This is a genomic window from Streptomyces sp. NPDC091287 (genome assembly GCF_044768525.1).
Lineage (GTDB): Bacteria > Actinomycetota > Actinomycetes > Streptomycetales > Streptomycetaceae > Streptomyces.
In genome coordinates this window covers 137,444-153,830 of record NZ_JBIVUV010000023.1, presented here as the reverse complement: position 1 = coordinate 153,830, position 16,387 = coordinate 137,444, and the positions used below count along the sequence as shown (strand labels likewise).

At 73.2% G+C, this 16,387-nt stretch carries 12 protein-coding genes; 5 read left to right on the top strand and 7 right to left on the bottom strand.

Going from position 1 to position 16,387, the window contains the following annotated elements:
* Positions 1-64: 64 nt before the first annotated feature.
* From ACIQRW_RS32775 to ACIQRW_RS32750, 6 genes are all read right to left on the bottom strand, one after another.
* Positions 65-1,012 (bottom strand): hypothetical protein, encoded by a 948-nt coding sequence (locus ACIQRW_RS32775; protein WP_403767377.1) that lies wholly within the window; start codon positions 1,010-1,012, stop codon positions 65-67.
* 175 nt (positions 1,013-1,187) lie between these two features.
* Positions 1,188-2,717 (bottom strand): hypothetical protein, encoded by a 1,530-nt coding sequence (locus ACIQRW_RS32770; RefSeq protein WP_403767374.1) that lies wholly within the window; start codon positions 2,715-2,717, stop codon positions 1,188-1,190.
* A 45-nt stretch (positions 2,718-2,762) separates the two neighbouring features.
* Complete coding sequence (locus ACIQRW_RS32765; RefSeq protein WP_403767371.1) at positions 2,763-6,452, bottom strand: hydantoinase B/oxoprolinase family protein; 3,690 nt, start codon at positions 6,450-6,452, stop codon at positions 2,763-2,765.
* A gap of 112 nt (positions 6,453-6,564) precedes the next feature.
* Positions 6,565-7,137 (bottom strand): DUF4240 domain-containing protein, encoded by a 573-nt coding sequence (locus tag ACIQRW_RS32760; protein ID WP_403767368.1) that lies wholly within the window; start codon positions 7,135-7,137, stop codon positions 6,565-6,567.
* Positions 7,138-7,229: 92 nt separating this feature from the next.
* A complete protein-coding gene (locus ACIQRW_RS32755) occupies positions 7,230-8,648 on the bottom strand; it encodes a HEAT repeat domain-containing protein (protein ID WP_403767366.1) in 1,419 nt (472 codons plus the stop codon).
* Positions 8,649-8,938: 290 nt separating this feature from the next.
* A complete protein-coding gene (locus tag ACIQRW_RS32750) occupies positions 8,939-9,331 on the bottom strand; it encodes an ankyrin repeat domain-containing protein (RefSeq protein ID WP_403767364.1) in 393 nt (130 codons plus the stop codon).
* A 327-nt stretch (positions 9,332-9,658) separates the two neighbouring features.
* On the opposite strand from ACIQRW_RS32750, the gene ACIQRW_RS32745 reads away from it, so the two are divergent.
* On the top strand, positions 9,659-9,853 hold the full coding sequence (locus ACIQRW_RS32745) for a hypothetical protein (RefSeq protein ID WP_003970432.1): 195 nt from the start codon (positions 9,659-9,661) through the stop codon (positions 9,851-9,853).
* Positions 9,854-9,890: 37 nt separating this feature from the next.
* The gene (locus tag ACIQRW_RS32740) at positions 9,891-11,570 is read left to right on the top strand and encodes a hypothetical protein (RefSeq protein WP_403767361.1); all 1,680 of its coding nucleotides are present in this window, start codon (positions 9,891-9,893) and stop codon (positions 11,568-11,570) included.
* Between the two features lie 92 nt (positions 11,571-11,662).
* On the opposite strand, the gene ACIQRW_RS32735 is transcribed toward ACIQRW_RS32740, so the two are convergent.
* Entirely contained in the window at positions 11,663-13,162 is a 1,500-nt protein-coding gene (locus ACIQRW_RS32735) for a PLP-dependent aminotransferase family protein (protein WP_403767358.1), read from the bottom strand.
* 102 nt (positions 13,163-13,264) lie between these two features.
* Between ACIQRW_RS32735 and ACIQRW_RS32730 the strand changes: the two genes are divergently transcribed.
* Genes ACIQRW_RS32730 through ACIQRW_RS32720 form a run of 3 tightly spaced genes read left to right on the top strand, consistent with a single transcriptional unit; the run spans position 13,265 to position 16,162 of the window.
* On the top strand, positions 13,265-13,984 hold the full coding sequence (locus ACIQRW_RS32730) for a YitT family protein (protein ID WP_403767355.1): 720 nt from the start codon (positions 13,265-13,267) through the stop codon (positions 13,982-13,984).
* On the top strand, positions 13,981-14,742 hold the full coding sequence (locus ACIQRW_RS32725) for a glycerophosphodiester phosphodiesterase (protein WP_403767352.1): 762 nt from the start codon (positions 13,981-13,983) through the stop codon (positions 14,740-14,742). The genes ACIQRW_RS32730 and ACIQRW_RS32725 overlap by 4 nt, the downstream gene beginning before the upstream one ends.
* 46 nt (positions 14,743-14,788) lie before the next feature.
* On the top strand, positions 14,789-16,162 hold the full coding sequence (locus tag ACIQRW_RS32720) for an MFS transporter (RefSeq protein ID WP_403767350.1): 1,374 nt from the start codon (positions 14,789-14,791) through the stop codon (positions 16,160-16,162).
* Positions 16,163-16,387: the final 225 nt, after the last annotated feature.

The following is a 16,387-nucleotide window of genomic DNA, read 5'->3' as shown; positions in this document are numbered from 1 at the left end:
CGGGGCGTGCGGGCCGGTCGGGAACGGCCGGTCAGGTCAGGTCAGGTCAGGTCAGAAGGGAAGGTCAGGAGTGGAAGGGCAGGCCCGCGTCGGCGGCCAGCTCCATGCTGTCGGGGTCGGGCGGCGGCAGCAGGGTGGCGGAGCCGTCGGTGACGGGGACGACGCCGAGCTCCAGCAGTTCGGCCATGGCGGCGCTGCCCGCCAGGTCGCGGACCTGGAGCTGGTAGCGGGCGGTGGTGCGGTAGGCGCCGCCCGCGTCGTCGCCGGTGCGCTGGAGGAAGCCGGAGTCGGTGAGGAAGGCGACGGCCTTGCCGATGATGCCGGTGGTGGATCCGGCGAGTCGGCGGGCGTCCTTCGTCGCGCCGGTGGAGCTGCGGCGGGCGTAGATCCGCCAGCCGGCTTCGAGTCCGGGGGCGTCGCTGGCCGGGTCGGTGTTGTCGCCCTGTTCCTCGGCGCGCTCCTCCAGCCGTCGGCAGGCCTGGCGTACGAAGGCGTCCACGCCGTTGACCGTGATGCGGCCGATGTACGCGTCGTCGGCGAGGTCCTCGGGGCGGGGGAAGGCCAGGGCGGCGACGGCGAGGTGGGCGAGGCCGTGCAGGAAGCGGTCGGCGGCGTCGGACGATGCGCGGCGGGCGTAGTCGCCCATGCGGACGGCGAAGACGGAGTCCTCACCCGCGGTCACGGCCATCCCGGCGCGCGGGGAGACCTCCAGGACGATGAGGCCGAGGCCGGTGGCGACGGCGTCGGCGAGCCGGGCGAAGGCGCTCTCCTCGCGGTAGCGCCGCAGCAGGTCGGCGTATTCGACGTCGCGGGCGGGCAGCAGCTTGGGCTGGAGCCCGAAGGAGACCAGGCGGGCGGCGTCGGCGGCGTCGGCCGGGGTGACGGGAGCCTGGCCCGCGGGCTCGGCGGCGCCCCGGTGTGCGGAGTCGCCGGCGTGCGGGGTGGCGGCGGGCCCGGCGTACGCGGAGGGCTCGATCCACGCGTCGGGGTGCTCGGCGTCGTGGTCGCTCACGGCTGGGACTCCTCGGTACGGAAAACGTGTGGGTGCGGAAGGAGGGCGGGCCCGGTCACGGCGGAGGGCGCGGGACTGTTCACGACGGACGCGGCGGGGCTGTTCACTACGCAGGCCGCGGGGCTGTTCACGAGGGAGGCCGCGGGGCCGGCCACGAGGGAGGCCGCAGGGCCGGTCATGAGGCCTCCTTGCGGTCGGCGGCCATGCCGACGGCGTCCAGCAGGGCGGTGCCCACGATCAGGTCGGCGCCGCCGAACTCCGGGTCGTCCAGCTGCGCCCCGTCGTCCACGGCGAACAGCAGGCGTCGTTCGCCCTGGCGGTAGGCGGTGCCGACCGGCGGGCTGGCGGCGTGGACGGCGAGCAGGGCGACCAGGTACGGCAGGTCGGTGTCTCCGGTGCCGCGGGCTTCGGCGAGCAGTCCGGAGAGCCGGCGCGGGGCGTCGTGCTCCAGGTCGAGCAGGGTCATGGCGCGGGCGAGCTGCTCCTCGCTGAACCGGCTGTCGTCGGGGGTGGCGATGAGGTCCGGCTCGGGCATCTCCGCGCCCAGGTGCTCGCGCTCCAGCGGTGGGGTGAGCAGCAGGTCGACCAGGTCCCCGACCCGTACGGAGGTGGGGGTGCGCAGTCCGGTGCCGTGGGCGAAGAACGCGTCGGTGGCGCGGGTGGACTGTTCGACGGGGAGAGGGAGGAGCGGGGCGAGGAGCTGCCCGTACAGATCGAGGCCCGCGTGGGCGGCGGGCGCGGCGAACGCCTGCCGGTCCTGCTCCGCGCGGAAGAGGGGGCCCGCCTCCAGGAGCCGGGACTGGAGCTGGGTGTGGCGGCGGATGCAGTCCTTGACGATGTCGACCAGCTCGGCGGCCCGGCGCTTGTGCTCGGGCTCCTCGGCCTCGTCGCGTGCCTTGCGGATGTTGGTGAGGATCGCGTTCTCGTGACGGTAGCGGTCGGCCACGTGGTCCAGGGCCTCGGCGATCATGTCCGGGACGGTGTGGAGCCAGTCGACGGCGCGGACGTTGCGCCGGGTGGCCTCCAGGGTCCGGCGCAGGGTCTCGGCGTACTGCACGGTGCGGTAGCGGGCCTGTTCGGCGGCGAGCTGGGCGTCGGCGAGGCGGCCCCGGCTGATGAGGACCTCCAGCTTCACCTCGGCGGCGATCTGGGCGCTGGTGACATCGGTGTCCAGTGCGCCGACCAGGACGTTGACCGCTTCGTCGGTGGCGCGGAGGTAGACCATGCCGCCGTAGCCCGGGACCTCTTCGATGAGCTTGAAGTCGTAGTCCCGGCGGACGTAGACCCCGTCGGGGCCGAAGGTGCCGTAGACCGCGCGGAAGCCGCGGTCGACACTGCCGACGTTGATCAGGTTCTCCAGGACCCAGCGGGCGACCCGCTCGTGCTCGGCGACCGGGCGGTCGGGGGCTTGGGCGCCGACCCGGGGCAGCAGTCTGGCCACTATCTGGTCGTGGTCGGCCCCGGTGTCGAAGTCCATGTTGAGCGTGACGTGGTCGATCGCGGCGAGGGCGACCTCCGCCATGGCGTACACCGTGTACTCGCCGGCCAGATTCGCCTTGCGGACGTCGAGGTCGTGCAGCGGCGCCGTGCACGCGAGCGCGCGCAGCCGCCGCGAGAGCCCCTCGTCGGCGGCGGGGCCCGGGGCAGGCCGCGGCCCCGCGCTGAGCTGCGGCGAGGCGGTGTCCGGGTAGGCAGGCGAAGTCACGTGGGACAGATTAGGTCCTCGCACCGACAACGGTCGAAACGGCGTTTATGCGACCGGTCCCGTGCGAGCGTCCAAGTCTGCGTGGCTTCCGTAGCCGCCGCCGCCCGGTGTGCGCACCACGAGCACGTCTCCGGCGTCCAGTTCGGCGGTGTCGCAGCCCTCCAGCGGTACCACCACCTCGCCTCCGGCCCGCTCGATGTGCTGCTCCCCGAGCGCCCCCGGCTCGCCGCCGTCCGCTCCGTACGGCGGGACGCGGCGGTGTCCGGAGAGCAGCGCGACCGTGACCGGTTCCAGGAAGCGGATACGGCGCTCGACGCCGTCGCCGCCGTGCCACCGCCCCGCTCCCCCGCTGCCGTCCCGCACGGCGAAGCCCTCCAGCAGGGCGGGCAGCCGCCACTCCAGGATCTCGGGGTCGGTGAGCCGGGAGTTGGTCATATGGGTCTGTACGGCGTCGGCTCCGTCGAAGCCGTCCCCCGCTCCGGATCCGCTGGCGATCGTCTCGTAGTACTGGACGTGGTCGTTGCCGAAGGTGAGGTTGTTCATGGTGCCGGAGCCCTCGGCCTGGCCGCCGATCGCCCCGTACAGGGCTCCGGTGACCGCCTGGGAGGTCTCCACGTTGCCCGCCACGGTCGCCGCCGGGTAGGCGGGGTCGAGCATGGATCCGGGCGGGATCGTCACCTCCAGGGGTTTGAGGCAGCCGCTGTTGAGCGGGATGTCCTCCCCGACGAGAGTGCGGAAGACGTAGAGGACCGCGGCCATGACGACGGACCGGGGCGCGTTGGCGTTGCCGGGCTGCTGGGGCGAGGTCCCGGTGAAGTCGAGGTGGGCGCCCCGGGTGTCCCGGTCCACGGTCAGCCGTACCTGGACGATGGCCCCGCTGTCGGTCTCGTAGCGGCAGTGCCCGTCGTGCAGTCCGGCGACGATGCGGCGTACGGACTCCTCGGCGTTGTCCTGGACGTGGCCCATGTAGGCGTCCACGACGTCGGCGCCGAACTGGTCGGTCATGCGCCGCAGTTCGGCGATGCCCTTCTCGTTGGCGGCGATCTGGGCGCGCAGGTCGGCGAGGTTGGTGTCCGGGTCGCGGGAGGGGTACGGGGCGGAGGTGAGCAGGGCGCGGGTCTCGTCCTCGCGCAGCCGGCCGTCGCGGACGAGCGGCCAGTTGTCGAAGAGGACTCCCTCCTCGTGGATGGTCCGGCTGAAGGCGGGCATGGAGCCGGGGGTGATGCCGCCGATCTCGGCGTGGTGCCCGCGCGAGGCCACCAGGAAGCGCAGGCGGTCCGGCTCTCCTGCTCCGCCCTCGTCGAACACGGGGGTCACCACGGTGACATCGGGCAGGTGGGTGCCGCCGTGGTACGGGTCGTTGACGGCGTACACGTCGCCGGGGCGCAGTCTCCCCTCGTTGCGCCGCAGGACCTCCTTGATCGACTCGCCCATCGAGCCGAGGTGCACCGGGATGTGCGGGGCGTTGGCGATCAGGTTGCCCTCGGCGTCGAACAGGGCGCAGGAGAAGTCGAGGCGCTCCTTGATGTTGACCGAGTGGGCGGTGTTCTCCAGGCGGACGCCCATCTGCTCGGCGATCGACATGAAGAGGTTGTTGAAGACCTCCAGCATCACCGGGTCCACCCGGGTGCCGACGGCAGTGCGTTCGGGGCGGGGGCTGCGGCGCGTGAGGACGAGATGTCCGGTGGGGGCCGCTTCGGCGCGCCAGCCGGGGTCGACGACGGTGGTGGCGTCGTCCTCGGCGACGACGGCGGGCCCGGTGACGGTGTCGGCGGGGCGCAGGTCCGTCCGGCGGTACAGCGGGGCCTGCTGCCATCGCCCCTCGGCGTACAGCTCCACGGTGTCGGCCGGGCGCGGCGGGGTGTCGCGGTGGCCGTCGCGCGGACCGGAGCCGGCGGCGGGTGCGGCATCACCGGTCGCTCCGGTGGCTCCGGTGGCTCCGGTGGCTCCGGTGGCTCCGGTGGCTTCCACCGTGACCGTCTCGACGACGACGGGCTTGTCCATCGCGAAGCCGAACCGGGCCCGGTGGGCGGCGGCGAACGTCTCGGCCATGACGGTCTCCGTGTCCAGGTCCACCGGCAGCGCCGCGTCCGTCCCGGCGTACCGCAGCAGGACGCGGGCCTGTGTGGTGATAGCGGAGTCCGGCGTTCCGTCGGCGCGCAGGGCTTCGCGGGTACGGTCGGCCAGCTCCGCGCAGAGCCTCTCCACACGCTCCCGGGCGGCCTCGTCGAGCTCCTCCTCCACCGACTGCTCGCGCATCGCGGTGGCGTCGGCCAGGCCGATGCCGTACGCGGAGAGCACCCCGGCGAGCGGGGGGACGAGGACCGTGTCGATGCCCAGGGCGTCGGCGACCGCGCAGACGTGCTGGCCGCCCGCACCGCCGAAGCCGGTCAGGGCGTAGCGGGTGACGTCGTGGCCGCGCTGCACGGAGATCTTCTTGACGGCGTTGGCCATGTTGAGCACGGCGATCTCCAGGAAGCCCGCCGCCACTTCCGCCTTGTCCGGCCGTCGCCCGGTGGCGCGCCCCACCTCGTGGGCGAGGGCCGCGAACCGCGTCCGCACCAGGTCGGCGTCGAGCGGGAGGTCGCCGCCCTCGCCGAAGACCGCCGGGAAGTGGCCGGGCTGGACGCGGCCGAGCATCACGTTGGCGTCGGTGACGGTGAGAGGGCCGCCCCGGCGGTAGCAGGCGGGCCCGGGGTCGGCGCCCGCCGAGTCGGGGCCGACGCGGTAGCGGCTGCCATCGAAGTGCAGGACGGAACCGCCGCCGGCCGCGACGGTGTGGATGCTCATCATCGGGGCGCGCATCCGGACCCCGGCGACCTCGGTGCCCAGCTCCCGTTCGAACGCGCCGGCGTAGTGGGAGACGTCGGTGGAGGTGCCGCCCATGTCGAACCCGATGACGCGGTCGTATCCGGCCTGCCGCGACGTGCGGACCATGCCGACGACGCCGCCGGCCGGGCCGGAGAGGACGGCGTCCTTGCCGCGGAACCGGGCGGCTTCGCGCAGGCCGCCGTTGGACTGGAGGAACATCAGCCGGATCCCGTCGAGGCGGGCGGCGACCTCGTCGACGTACCGGCGCAGGACGGGTGAGAGGTAGGCGTCGACGACCGTGGTGTCGCCGCGGGGGACGAGCCTGATCAGCGGACTGACCTCGTGGGAGCTGCTGACCTGGGTGAAGCCCGCCTCACGGGCCGCTTCGGCGACGGCCCGTTCGTGGGCGGGGTGGCGGTAGCCGTGCATCAGGACGACGGCGGCGCTGCGCAGACCGTCGGCGTGGGCGGCGCGCAACTGTTCGCGTACGGGGCCGAGTTCGAGGGGGCGTACGGTGCGGCCGTGGGCGTCGAGGCGTTCGGGGACCTCGATCACGCGCTCGTGGACGGCCTCGGGCAGGACGATGTGCCGGTCGAAGAGGCGGGGCCGGTTCTGGTAGGCGATCCGCAGTGCGTCCCGGAAGCCCTCGGTGATCAGCAGCACGGTCGGCTCGCCCCGCCGTTCCAGCAGGGCGTTGGTGGCGACGGTGGTGCCCATCCGGACGGCGGCGACCCGGTCGGCGGGCACCGGTTCGCCGGGGTCCAGGCCGAGGAGCAGCCGGATTCCGGCGACGGCCGCGTCGTCGTAGCGATCGGGGTCGTGGGAGAGGAGCTTGCGGGTGATCAGGCGGCCGTCCGGGCGGCGGCCGACCACATCGGTGAAGGTGCCGCCCCGGTCGATCCAGAACTCCCAGCGTCCGGTCATGGCGCCATTCTGTGCCCGCGCCCCCGGGCTCGCAGGCCCGAAGCATCCGCAGGGTGGTACGCAGGGGCGCAGCGTCCTCAGGGGGCTCAGTCCTGGAAGAGCCCCCTGGGGGTCAGTCCTGGAAGAGCGCTGCCAGCCGGGGCAGCCGGCGGCGGTTCGCGGCGGCGTCCTCGGCGTCCCAGCTCTCGCCCGCCGGGTCCGCCGGGCGTATGCGGTCGCGCAGCGCCGCTTCGACGGCGGCGTCGAGGGAGGCGGTCTCGCCCCGGAGGCGGCGGTAGGCCTCGGCGATCGGGGCGTTCAGGGACTCGTATCCGATCCAGCCGCGCTCTCCCCGGCTCATCCGGATCACCACCGGCAGTCCGGCCAGCGCGTCCGGATCGGCCACCGCCCGGCTGAAGGTCTCCCGGCCGAGCAGGGCGAGCCCGTCGCGGAAGTCCATGAAGCCGTCGTCGCCGCAGCCGCCCTCGATGAGGTAGGCCGCGTTCCACAGGGGCCACCGGTAGGCGGACCGGGTCACGTCCACCGCGGTGACGGCGAAGGCGGCGATCCGCTCCGGCTCCAGGGCCGCGAGCACGTCGGTCAGGGCTCCGGGCAAGGGGTCGTCGGGCGGATCCCGGTCGTCCGCCCGGTCCCCGGCCGCTTCGCGAGCCCGTTCGACGAGCCCCCACCACTCGTTGATGTCCATGGGGAGAAGCCTAGGAGGAGGGTCTGACAACGCCCCCTCCTCCTGGGCTGCCGGGTCCTCCTCGGCTGCCTGGTCCTCCCGGACTCCCGCGGTCAGAGAGCCGGCGCGTCCGGCCCGATCCGGCTCCGTACCGCCGTCTGGACCTCGGCCTCCTCGGCCGGGTCGGCGGCGAGGCGGCGCAGGCGTTCGGCGACGCGGACGTCTCCGGTCTCGGCGTGCAGGGCGGCCACCTCGCGGGTGGTCTCCTCGCAGTCCCAGAGGCACTCCACCGCGAACCCGGTCGCGAAGGACGGGTCGGTGGCGGCCAGCGCGCGGGCGGCCCTGCCCCGTAGGTGCGAGGAGGACGTCTCGCGGTAGACGTGGCGCAGCACGGGCGCGGCGCAGGCGATGCCGAGGCGGCCCGCTCCGTCGACCAGGGTCCACAGCCGGGGGGCGTCGGGGCCGTCGCCGCGTACGGCCTCCCGCAGCGCGCCGAGGACTTGGGGAGCGTCCTGGGCGGTGCCTCGGCAGGCGAGCACTCCGGCGGCCGAAGCCCCGAGGGCGTCGGGGCGGTGGGCCCAGCGCCGGGCCCGTTCCACGGCGTCGTCGCAGGTCATCCGCTCGAAGGCGGCGATGGCCGTGTCGGCGACGGTGCGGGCGGGGCTGACGGCGGCGGCCTCGATGAGGTCGAGGACGGCGGGGTCGCCCGCCTCCGCGAGGTAGTGCAGAGCGGCGCAGCGAGCGCCTTCGGGGCCGCTGCGGGCGGCCTCGACGATCAGGGGCAGGTCGTCGGGTCCGGCGACGGCGGAGAGGCAGCGGGCCGCGGGGACGTGCAGTTCGCTGCCGCGTTCCAGGGCCTGCTGCGCCCAGTCGAAGACGGCCTGGACGCTCCAGCCGGGGCGGGGACCCCCGGGGCGCATCTGGCGTTGCCATCGGTCGAACGATCCCTGTTCGCCGGCGGCCCTGACCCGGGCGCCGACCGCCGCGCGCGGGTCGTCGGCCCACAGCCGCCAGGGGCGCGGCTCGAAGGAGTCCCGTACGGCGGCGGCGAGGTCGGCCGAGCCCTGATCGGTGGCCGGGAAGCGGGCGAGGACGGGCAGCGCGAGGGAGCGCAGGCCGGCGTCGTCGTCGCGCAGGGCGAGTTCGTCCAGGGCCCAGGCCCAGTTGGCGCCGGTCGCCGCGTAGCGGCGGAGCAGGGCCAGGGCGTCGTCGCGCCCGTAGGAGGCGAGGTGGCCGAGGACGGACAGCGCCAGACCGGTCCGGGAGTCGTCGGTATCGAGGTGGTCGTCGGGATCGGCGAGGTGTCGCTCGATCTCCTCGATACCGCCGTCGAGGTCGAGGTAGAGGCGCGCGTAGTAGAGGGAGCGGTTCTCCACCTGCCAGTCGTGACGGGGGTCGCTCACGACGCAGTGGTTGAGAGCCGCGAGGGCCTCGGGGCGCGGTGCGGCGAGCGCGTGGAGCGTGCCGTCGCCGCGGCCCCTCTGCAACAGGCCGAGCAGGGTGCCGCTCGGCGCTATGAACGGATCGAACATGGGAGAAAGCCTCACATCAAGCTGTCGACGCAACCGGGACTGTGCAGTGCCCCGTGCCTCTCGGCACGCGGGAGTGTCCGGGGGGACACCGTTACGCCGCGCAGTGACATGATCGGCCGACCGCCGTCTTTCGCCTGGTGTAGAGCATCTTCCTCTGCCTCTCGTCGGTGGCCCTGAGCGGGCCCGCGACGTCATGATGACCCAGCCATTTCGCCACCGCGACCACATTTACGACGGACCGGTCAGCGGAGCCCACGGCGGACGCGCGATGGGGCGCGCCCGCCGGTGTCTCACCGGGCACCGAAGCGTTCCAGCAGGTCGGTCTTGCCGAACATCCGCGCTGTGTCCAGCGCGGACGGCGTTCCGGCGGCCGGGTCGGCGCCGGCGGCGAGCAGCGCGTCGACGACGGCGTCCTCGCCCTTGAAGACGGCTCCGGCCAGCGGGGTCTGGCCCCGGTCGTTGGCCCGGTCCGGGTCGGCCTCACGGGCGACGAGGGCGGCGACCGTCCCGGGGTGACCGTGGTAGGCGGCGAGCATGAGCAGCGTGTCGCCCCGGTCGTTGGTGAGGTTGGCGGGGACTCCGGCCTCGACGTACGCGGTGAGCGCCTCGGTGTCGCCGGCACGGGCCAGGTCGAAGACCTTGGTCGCCAGCTCGACCACCTCGGGATCAGGGGTTTCGCTCATCGGACGGACCGCCTTCCTTGACTGCTGCCACGGCTGTCATCGCCGCGGTTGACCTGGTGGGGAGTACGGCACGGGACCGTACGAGTGAATCGACAGGGTACTGCTCCCGGGCCGACATGACCCGGCCCGGATACGGCAAGGGATCACCGCGGCTGATCCTGCCCGGCACGGACGAGGTGATGCCGCTCCCCGGGGGCCCACTTCTGTGAGCCAGTCAAGTGAAAGCGCAGGATATTCACTCGATTGCACCTTTTGTCGTATAGATACTTCTTGTGATCCTGGAAGGACTCATGGTGACTGTCCCCTTCAACCAGGAGAGAACCGCTCATGATCCTTTCCATCTCGGGCGTGGTACTGCTCGCCATCGTCGTCTTCCTGTTCTTCAAGAAGGACGGGCTCAAGGCATCCCACGCCATCGTCTGCGCCCTGTTCGGCTTCTACCTGGCCGGCACCGCCATCGCACCGAGCATCACGGCGGGCGGGGCGAGCCTCGCCGGCCTGCTGGGCGGGATCAAGTTCTGACGCTCCGCAACCGCTCCCACCCCTACAGGAGACCGACGTGGCACGGCGACCACTCCCCCGCATTCTGAGCAGCGGCAGCGCTTCGATCACGCGCAGCAGAGAGATCGCGCGCACGGCCGCCGACAGTGCCACCGATGTCCTCCATCCGCTGATCACCGTGGTCCGCGGAGTACGGCTGCTGGCCGTGTCCGGCCGGCGGAAATGGGTCGCGACGCCCAAGGAGCGGCGTGGTCCCAAGCTGCTCCTCGGCGCGGCCTGCGTGCTGGTGGTGGCGCTCGTCCCCTACGGGCCGATCCTGGCCCTCGTCACGGTGATGGGCGCTGCCGCGTGGAAGGGGCGGGAGCGGACCCCGGTGAGAACCGGGCCCGACGACGCGGAGACCGCGCGTCTGCGGTCGCTGTACGAGGCGCTCGTGCCGTACTTCTCGACGCCCGACGATCCCGATCCGCTGTTCGCCCACGGCGGCGACTGGGGAAAGGCCTTCGACGGGTACGCCTTCGACGTCGACGGGCGGCTCACCCGTCTGCGGGTCTCCTACCCCGCGTTCTTCACGGACGGCGAGCCGGCCGCCCGCTCCCGGATCGAGCAGTTGCTCCACACCAAGTCCGGCCGGGGTCGCGAGTACCACTTCGGCTGGGACGAGGAGGCCAACCGTCTCTTCATGACCGTGCTGGACGCGCTCCCCACGACGATCGCCGCCCAGCGCTTCGTCACCGCCCCCGGCGAGACGGTGCTCGGCTTCACCGACCCGGACGCCGTCTCGCGCACCGTCCCCGTGCGCGACGGCGACATGACGGTGGACGCATCGCCCGTGGTCTGGCGGACCGGCGGCCGCTCCACCGAACCGCACCTGCTGGCAGTCGGACAGCCCGGCGGCGGCACCACCACCCTGGTCCGCTCGATCGCCCTCCAGGCCCTCCGGGACGGCGACGTCATCATCGTCGACGGCAGCGGCACCGGGGAGTACGGCGCCCTCGCCGGGCGCGGCGGCGTCCTCGCCGTGGAGTCCGGCCTCGGTGGGGCGCTGGCCACCCTGGAGTGGGCGGCACACGAGACGGAGCGCCGGCTGATCGCCGCCAACCGGGCCCGGCAGAGCGGCCACCCCGTGCCGGACGACATCCGGCGCCCGCTGTGGATCCTGCTGGACCGCCCCGGCGCCCTGGGGCATCTCGCGGCGGCCGACGGCAGGCCCGACCCGCTGGAGCTGCTCCGGATCCCGCTGCGGCACGGCCGGGCCGCCCAGGTCACCGTCGTACTGGCCGAGCAGTTCGACGCGCTGGACACCCTCACCGAGACCGTACGGACCTACACCCGCGCCCGCGCGGTCCTCGGACCGGCCTCCCGCGAGCAGATCGAGGCCGTCCTCGGCGCCGAACCGCACACCACGCCGCCGCCCGAGGTCCCCGCGGGGCGCGGTTACGTCCGCCTCGGCGCGGGCCAGGTCCTGCGGTTCCAGGTGCCCGCCACCCCGGACCCGTACGACGACGCCACGAGCGACGCGCACCGGCAGGCGGTGCTCGACCTGCTGCCCGACCGGCACCCCCCGATGGAGGCGGCTCCGGCGAGGGAGCCCGCCGACGAGGGGCCCGCGACGGAGCAGGTCCCCGTGGCGGTGGAAGCGGCGGCCCGTCCGGTCGAGGCCGTTCCGGTGGAGGCGATGGTCGCCGAGGCCAGGCCGTCCGAGCCGCTGGCGCAGCCGGCGGGCGCCGAGAGCTGAACGGGGAGCACCGCCGCGCCACCGCGGGCGGGAAGCGGACCATCGACGGTCGGCCTCCCGCCCGCAGGCGTCTCCGCGAGGCCCGGAAGCGCTCAGGCCACGAAGCTGCGCGGGGCGTCGGCCCCCACGCCCGCCCCGGAGCGCACCAGGTCCACCGCAGCGGCCAGCCGTACGGCCGCCTCGTCCGCGACGGGCCCGCTGACCGTGAACGGCAGCCGTACGTATCCCTCGAAGGCCCCGTCGACCCCGAAGCGGGGACCCGACGGCACCCGGACGCCGACCCGTTCGCCGGCCACGGCCAGCCGCGATCCGGAGAGGCCCCCGGTGCGCACCCACAGCGTCAGACCGCCGCGCGGCACGGCGAACTCCCAGTCCGGCAGCTCCCGGCGCACCGCCGCGACCAGGGCGTCCCGGTTCTCCCGCGCCTGGCTCCGCCGGACCTCGACGGCCTGTTCCCAGCCGCCCGTGCCCATGAGCCAGTTGATGGCGAGCTGTTCCAGGACGGGGGTGCCCATGTCGGCGTAGGCGCGGGCGGCGACCAGGCTGCGGATGACGTCGGGGGCCGCGCGCACCCAGCCGATGCGCATGCCGGCCCAGAAGGCCTTGCTGGCCGAGCCGACGGTCAGGACCGTGCTGCCCGCCGGGTCGAAGGCGCAGACGCGGCGCGGCATGTCGATGTCGGCGTCCAGGCGCAGTTCGTTCATGGTCTCGTCGACGACCAGGACCGTTCCGGCGGACCGGGCCGCGTCCACCAGGTCCCGGCGCTGCTGCTCGTCGGCGAGCGCGCCGGTGGGGTTGTGGAAGTCGGCCACCACATAGGCGAGCCGGGGGGCGGCGTCCCGCAGCACCTGGCGCCAGCGGTTCATGTCCCAGCCGCCGAGCCCCTCCTCCATCGCGACCGGGACGAGGCGGGCGCCCGTCTCGCGCATCAGCTGGAGGATGTTGGCGTAACTGGGGGACTCGACCGCGATCCGTTCGCCGCGGCCCGCGAAGAGGTGACAGATCGCGTCGATGGCGCCCATCGCGCCGGTGGTGACCATGATCTGTTCGGGCATGGTCGGGATGCCGACCGCGGTGTAGCGGTCGGCGATCATCTGCCGCAGGGCGGGCAGTCCAGCCGGGTAGTCGCCGTGCGTGTGGGCGTACGGCGGCAGCTCCTCCAGTGCCCCCTGGACGGCGCGGGTCAGCCAGGGCTCGGGCGCGGGCAGGGCCGCACAGCCCAGGTCGATCATCGAGCCGAGCGACTCCGGCGGCAGTGGTTCGAGGCCGCGGGCGGGCAGCGGGTTGCCGGCCGGGACGGCGGTCCAGCTGCCGGCGCCGCGCCGGGACTCCAGGAAGCCCTCGGCGCGCAGCGCCTCGTAGGCCGCCGCGACGGTCGTACGGCTGACGGCCAGGGCGAGGGCCAGTTCGCGTTCGGCGGGGAGGCGGGCGGCGACGGGGACCCGGCCCTCCAGGACGAGCAGCCGCACCCCGTCGGCGAGCGCACGGTAGGCGGGCGGCTTGCGGCCGCCGGGTCCGGTGGGCCGGGCCTGTTGCGACCGGAGCTGTCGGGCGAGCTGCGCCGCCCCCACCGTCGATGTCCACTGCGCCATCGAAATCAGTCCACCTTCCTCGGATTGGCCATAGTTGGTGACCGATCCCCTGCCACAGAGTGGCACGAAGCAGTCCACTACCACTACAGCAGGGGGCACAACGTGGCCAGGACCACCGGCCGGAGCACCACTCATCTCACCCGGCGGCTGGTCCAGCTGTACGTCGGCCTGACGCTGTACGGGGCGAGCTCCGCGCTCCTGGTGCGGGCCGAACTGGGCCTGGAGCCGTGGGGTGTGCTGCATCAGGGCCTCGCGGAGCTGACCGGGATATCGATCGGCATGGTGTCGATCGTCATCGGCGCGGTGGTGCTGCTGCTGTGGATCCCGCTGCGCCAGCAGCCGGGGCTCGGCACGGTCTCGAACGTCTTCGTGGTCGGGCTGGCGATGGACGGGACGCTCGCCGTGGTCGGCGACGTGGACGGGCTCGGGTTCCGCGTTCCCGTGATGGCCCTGGGGATCGTGCTCAACGGGGTGGCGACCGGTCTCTACATCGCGGCCCGGTTCGGGCCGGGGCCTCGCGACGGGCTGATGACCGGGCTGAACCGGGTCACCGGGCGTTCCATCCGGCTGGTCCGCACGGCGATCGAGGTGGCGGTCGTGGTGACCGGGTTCCTGCTGGGCGGCTCGCTGGGGGCTGGCACGGTGCTGTACGCGCTGGCCATCGGCCCGCTGGCCCAGTTCTTCCTGCGGATGTTCGCGCTCCCCGAGTCCGCCGGACCGGGTGTCACCGTCGCCTCGGGCGAGCCGTCCACCACCGCGCCGCCCGCCGGTTCGGGCCCCGTTGCCGACCCGGCGTCCGGGCAGGCCATACTGCCGCAGTGAATCCGAGCCACCCCTATCTGGACCACCCGGCGCCGATCGCCTTCGCCCATCGCGGCGGGGCGGCGGACGGCGTGGAGAACACCGCGACCGCTTTCCGCCGGGCGTCCGAGGCGGGCTACCGCTACTTCGAGACCGATGTGCACACCACGGCGGACGGCCGTCTCGTCGCCTTCCACGACGCGACGCTGGACCGGGTCACCGATGCCCGGGGCCGGATCTCCGCACTGCCCTGGAGCGAGGTGCGCCGGGCCCGGGTCGGGGGCGGCGAACCGCTCCCGCTCTTCGAGGAGCTGCTGGAGGAGTTCCCCCGGGCCCGCTGGAACGTGGACCTGAAGGCGGAATCGGCGCTGGAGCCGCTGCTCGGCCTGATCCGTCGCACCGACGCCTGGGACCGGATCTGCGTCGGCTCGTTCTCGGAGGCACGGGTAGCCCGCGCCCACCGCCTGGCGGGCCCCCGCCTGGCCACGTCGTACGGGGTGCGCGGCGTCCTGGGGCTGCGCCTGCGTTCGTACGGCATCCGGGCGGCGCTGCGCGCGGGCGCGGTCTGCGCCCAGGTCCCGGAGCGGCAGGGCGGCATCCCGGTGGTGGACGCCCGCTTCGTCCGCACGGCGCACGCGCTCGGGCTCCAGGTGCACGTCTGGACGGTGAACGAGCCGGAGCGGATGGCGGCGCTCCTGGACCTCGGCGTGGATGGCATCATGACCGATCACATCGAGACGCTGCGTACGGTGCTGAGCGAGCGGGGGGCATGGTCCTGACGCCCGGTCCGTCCACGTCCACAGGGGACGACCGAGGGGGCGCGGCTTGAGCACCGGGACCACAGGGAAGGCCGATCCGGCCGGGCAGCCACCGGACGACGGGGCGGCGGCCGCCCGCAGACGCGAGCAGCACGGCTGGTACTTCTACGACTTCGCGTGCTCCGTCTACTCCACCAGCGTGCTGACCGTCTTCCTCGGTCCGTATCTGACGTCGATCGCCAAGGCGGCGGCTGATCCCGACGGTTTCGTGCACCCGCTGGGCATACCCGTGCGCGCGGGTTCGCTGTTCGCGTACTCCGTCTCGGCGTCCATCGTGGTGGCCGTCGTGCTGATGCCGATCGTGGGCGCGGCGGCGGACCGTACCGGGCGCAAGAAGCCGCTGCTGGCGGCGGCGGCCTACACGGGGGCCGCGGCGACGGCGGGGATGTTCTTCCTGGACGGCCACCGCTATCTGCTGGGCGCGTTCCTGCTGATCGTGGCGAACGCCTCCATCTCCGTGTCGTCGGTCCTGTACAACGCCTACCTGCCGCAGATCGCCGAGCCGGAGGAGCGCGACGCGGTCTCCTCGCGCGGCTGGGCCTTCGGCTACACCTCGGGCGCCATCGTCCTGGTCCTCAACCTGATCCTGTACACCGGCCACGAGTCCTTCGGGCTCTCGGAGTCCGACGCGGTGCGGATCTGCCTCGCCTCGGCCGGTCTGTGGTGGGGCGCGTTCACCCTCGTACCGCTGCGCCGGCTGCGCGACCGCCGGATCCCGCCGGGCGGCGAGGGAGCGGTCGGATCCGGGTGGCAGCAGCTGAGAGCGACCCTGCGCGACATGCGGCGCCACCCGCTGACGCTCTCCTTCCTGCTCGCCTACCTCGTCTACAACGACGGGATCCAGACGGTGATCTCGCAGGCCTCGCTGTACGGATCCGAGGAGCTGGGCCTGGATCAGACGACGCTGATCGTCGCCGTGCTGCTGGTGCAGATCCTGGCGGTGGCGGGGGCGCTCGGCATGGGGCGGCTCGCCCGGACGCACGGCGCGAAGCGCACCATTCTGGGATCGCTGGTGATCTGGACCCTCATCCTGATCTCCGCCTATCTGCTGCCCGCCGACGCTCCGGCGTTCTTCTTCGTTCTGGCGGCGGCGATCGGCCTGGTGCTGGGCGGCAGCCAGGCCCTGTCACGGTCGCTGTTCTCGCACCTGGTGCCGCGCGGCAAGGAGGCGGAGTACTTCTCCGCGTACGAGTTGAGCGACCGCGGACTGAGCTGGCTGGGGCCCCTGGTGTTCGGTCTGGCGTACCAGCTGACCGGCAGCTATCGCGACGCGATCATCTCGCTGATCGTGTTCTTCGCGCTCGGCGCGGTGCTGCTCGCGCGGGTCCCGGTGAGGCGTGCGGTGGAGGCCGCGGGCAACCCCGTACCGGAACGGATTTAGACGTTGAAGTCAAAGGGCGGTAGTATACGTCTTTGGCCTGCCCGGGAGGACCGTTACTGCCAGTGGAAGCGGCTCAACCGTTGAGTGACAACTTCCACCAGAGGTGACAAACCGGGCATGCGCGGGTACTCAACCCAGATAAAGCAGCGGCACGACGGGCGACGCATGACCGGCAACGGGAATCTTTACCGCCGACCGGACGTTGACCGGATGACGACGACAGCG

Bases quoted from the DNA above. Each gene is read 5' to 3' on its own strand.
- ACIQRW_RS32745 (WP_003970432.1), top strand. From the start codon at position 9,659: ATGATCCTTTCCATCTCGGGCGTGGTACTGCTCGCCATCGTCGTCTTC.
- ACIQRW_RS32735 (WP_403767358.1), bottom strand. From the start codon at position 13,162: ATGGCGCAGTGGACATCGACGGTGGGGGCGGCGCAGCTCGCCCGACAG.
- ACIQRW_RS32755 (WP_403767366.1), bottom strand. From the start codon at position 8,648: ATGTTCGATCCGTTCATAGCGCCGAGCGGCACCCTGCTCGGCCTGTTG.
- ACIQRW_RS32765 (WP_403767371.1), bottom strand. From the start codon at position 6,452: ATGACCGGACGCTGGGAGTTCTGGATCGACCGGGGCGGCACCTTCACC.
- ACIQRW_RS32760 (WP_403767368.1), bottom strand. From the start codon at position 7,137: ATGGACATCAACGAGTGGTGGGGGCTCGTCGAACGGGCTCGCGAAGCG.
- ACIQRW_RS32750 (WP_403767364.1), bottom strand. From the start codon at position 9,331: ATGAGCGAAACCCCTGATCCCGAGGTGGTCGAGCTGGCGACCAAGGTC.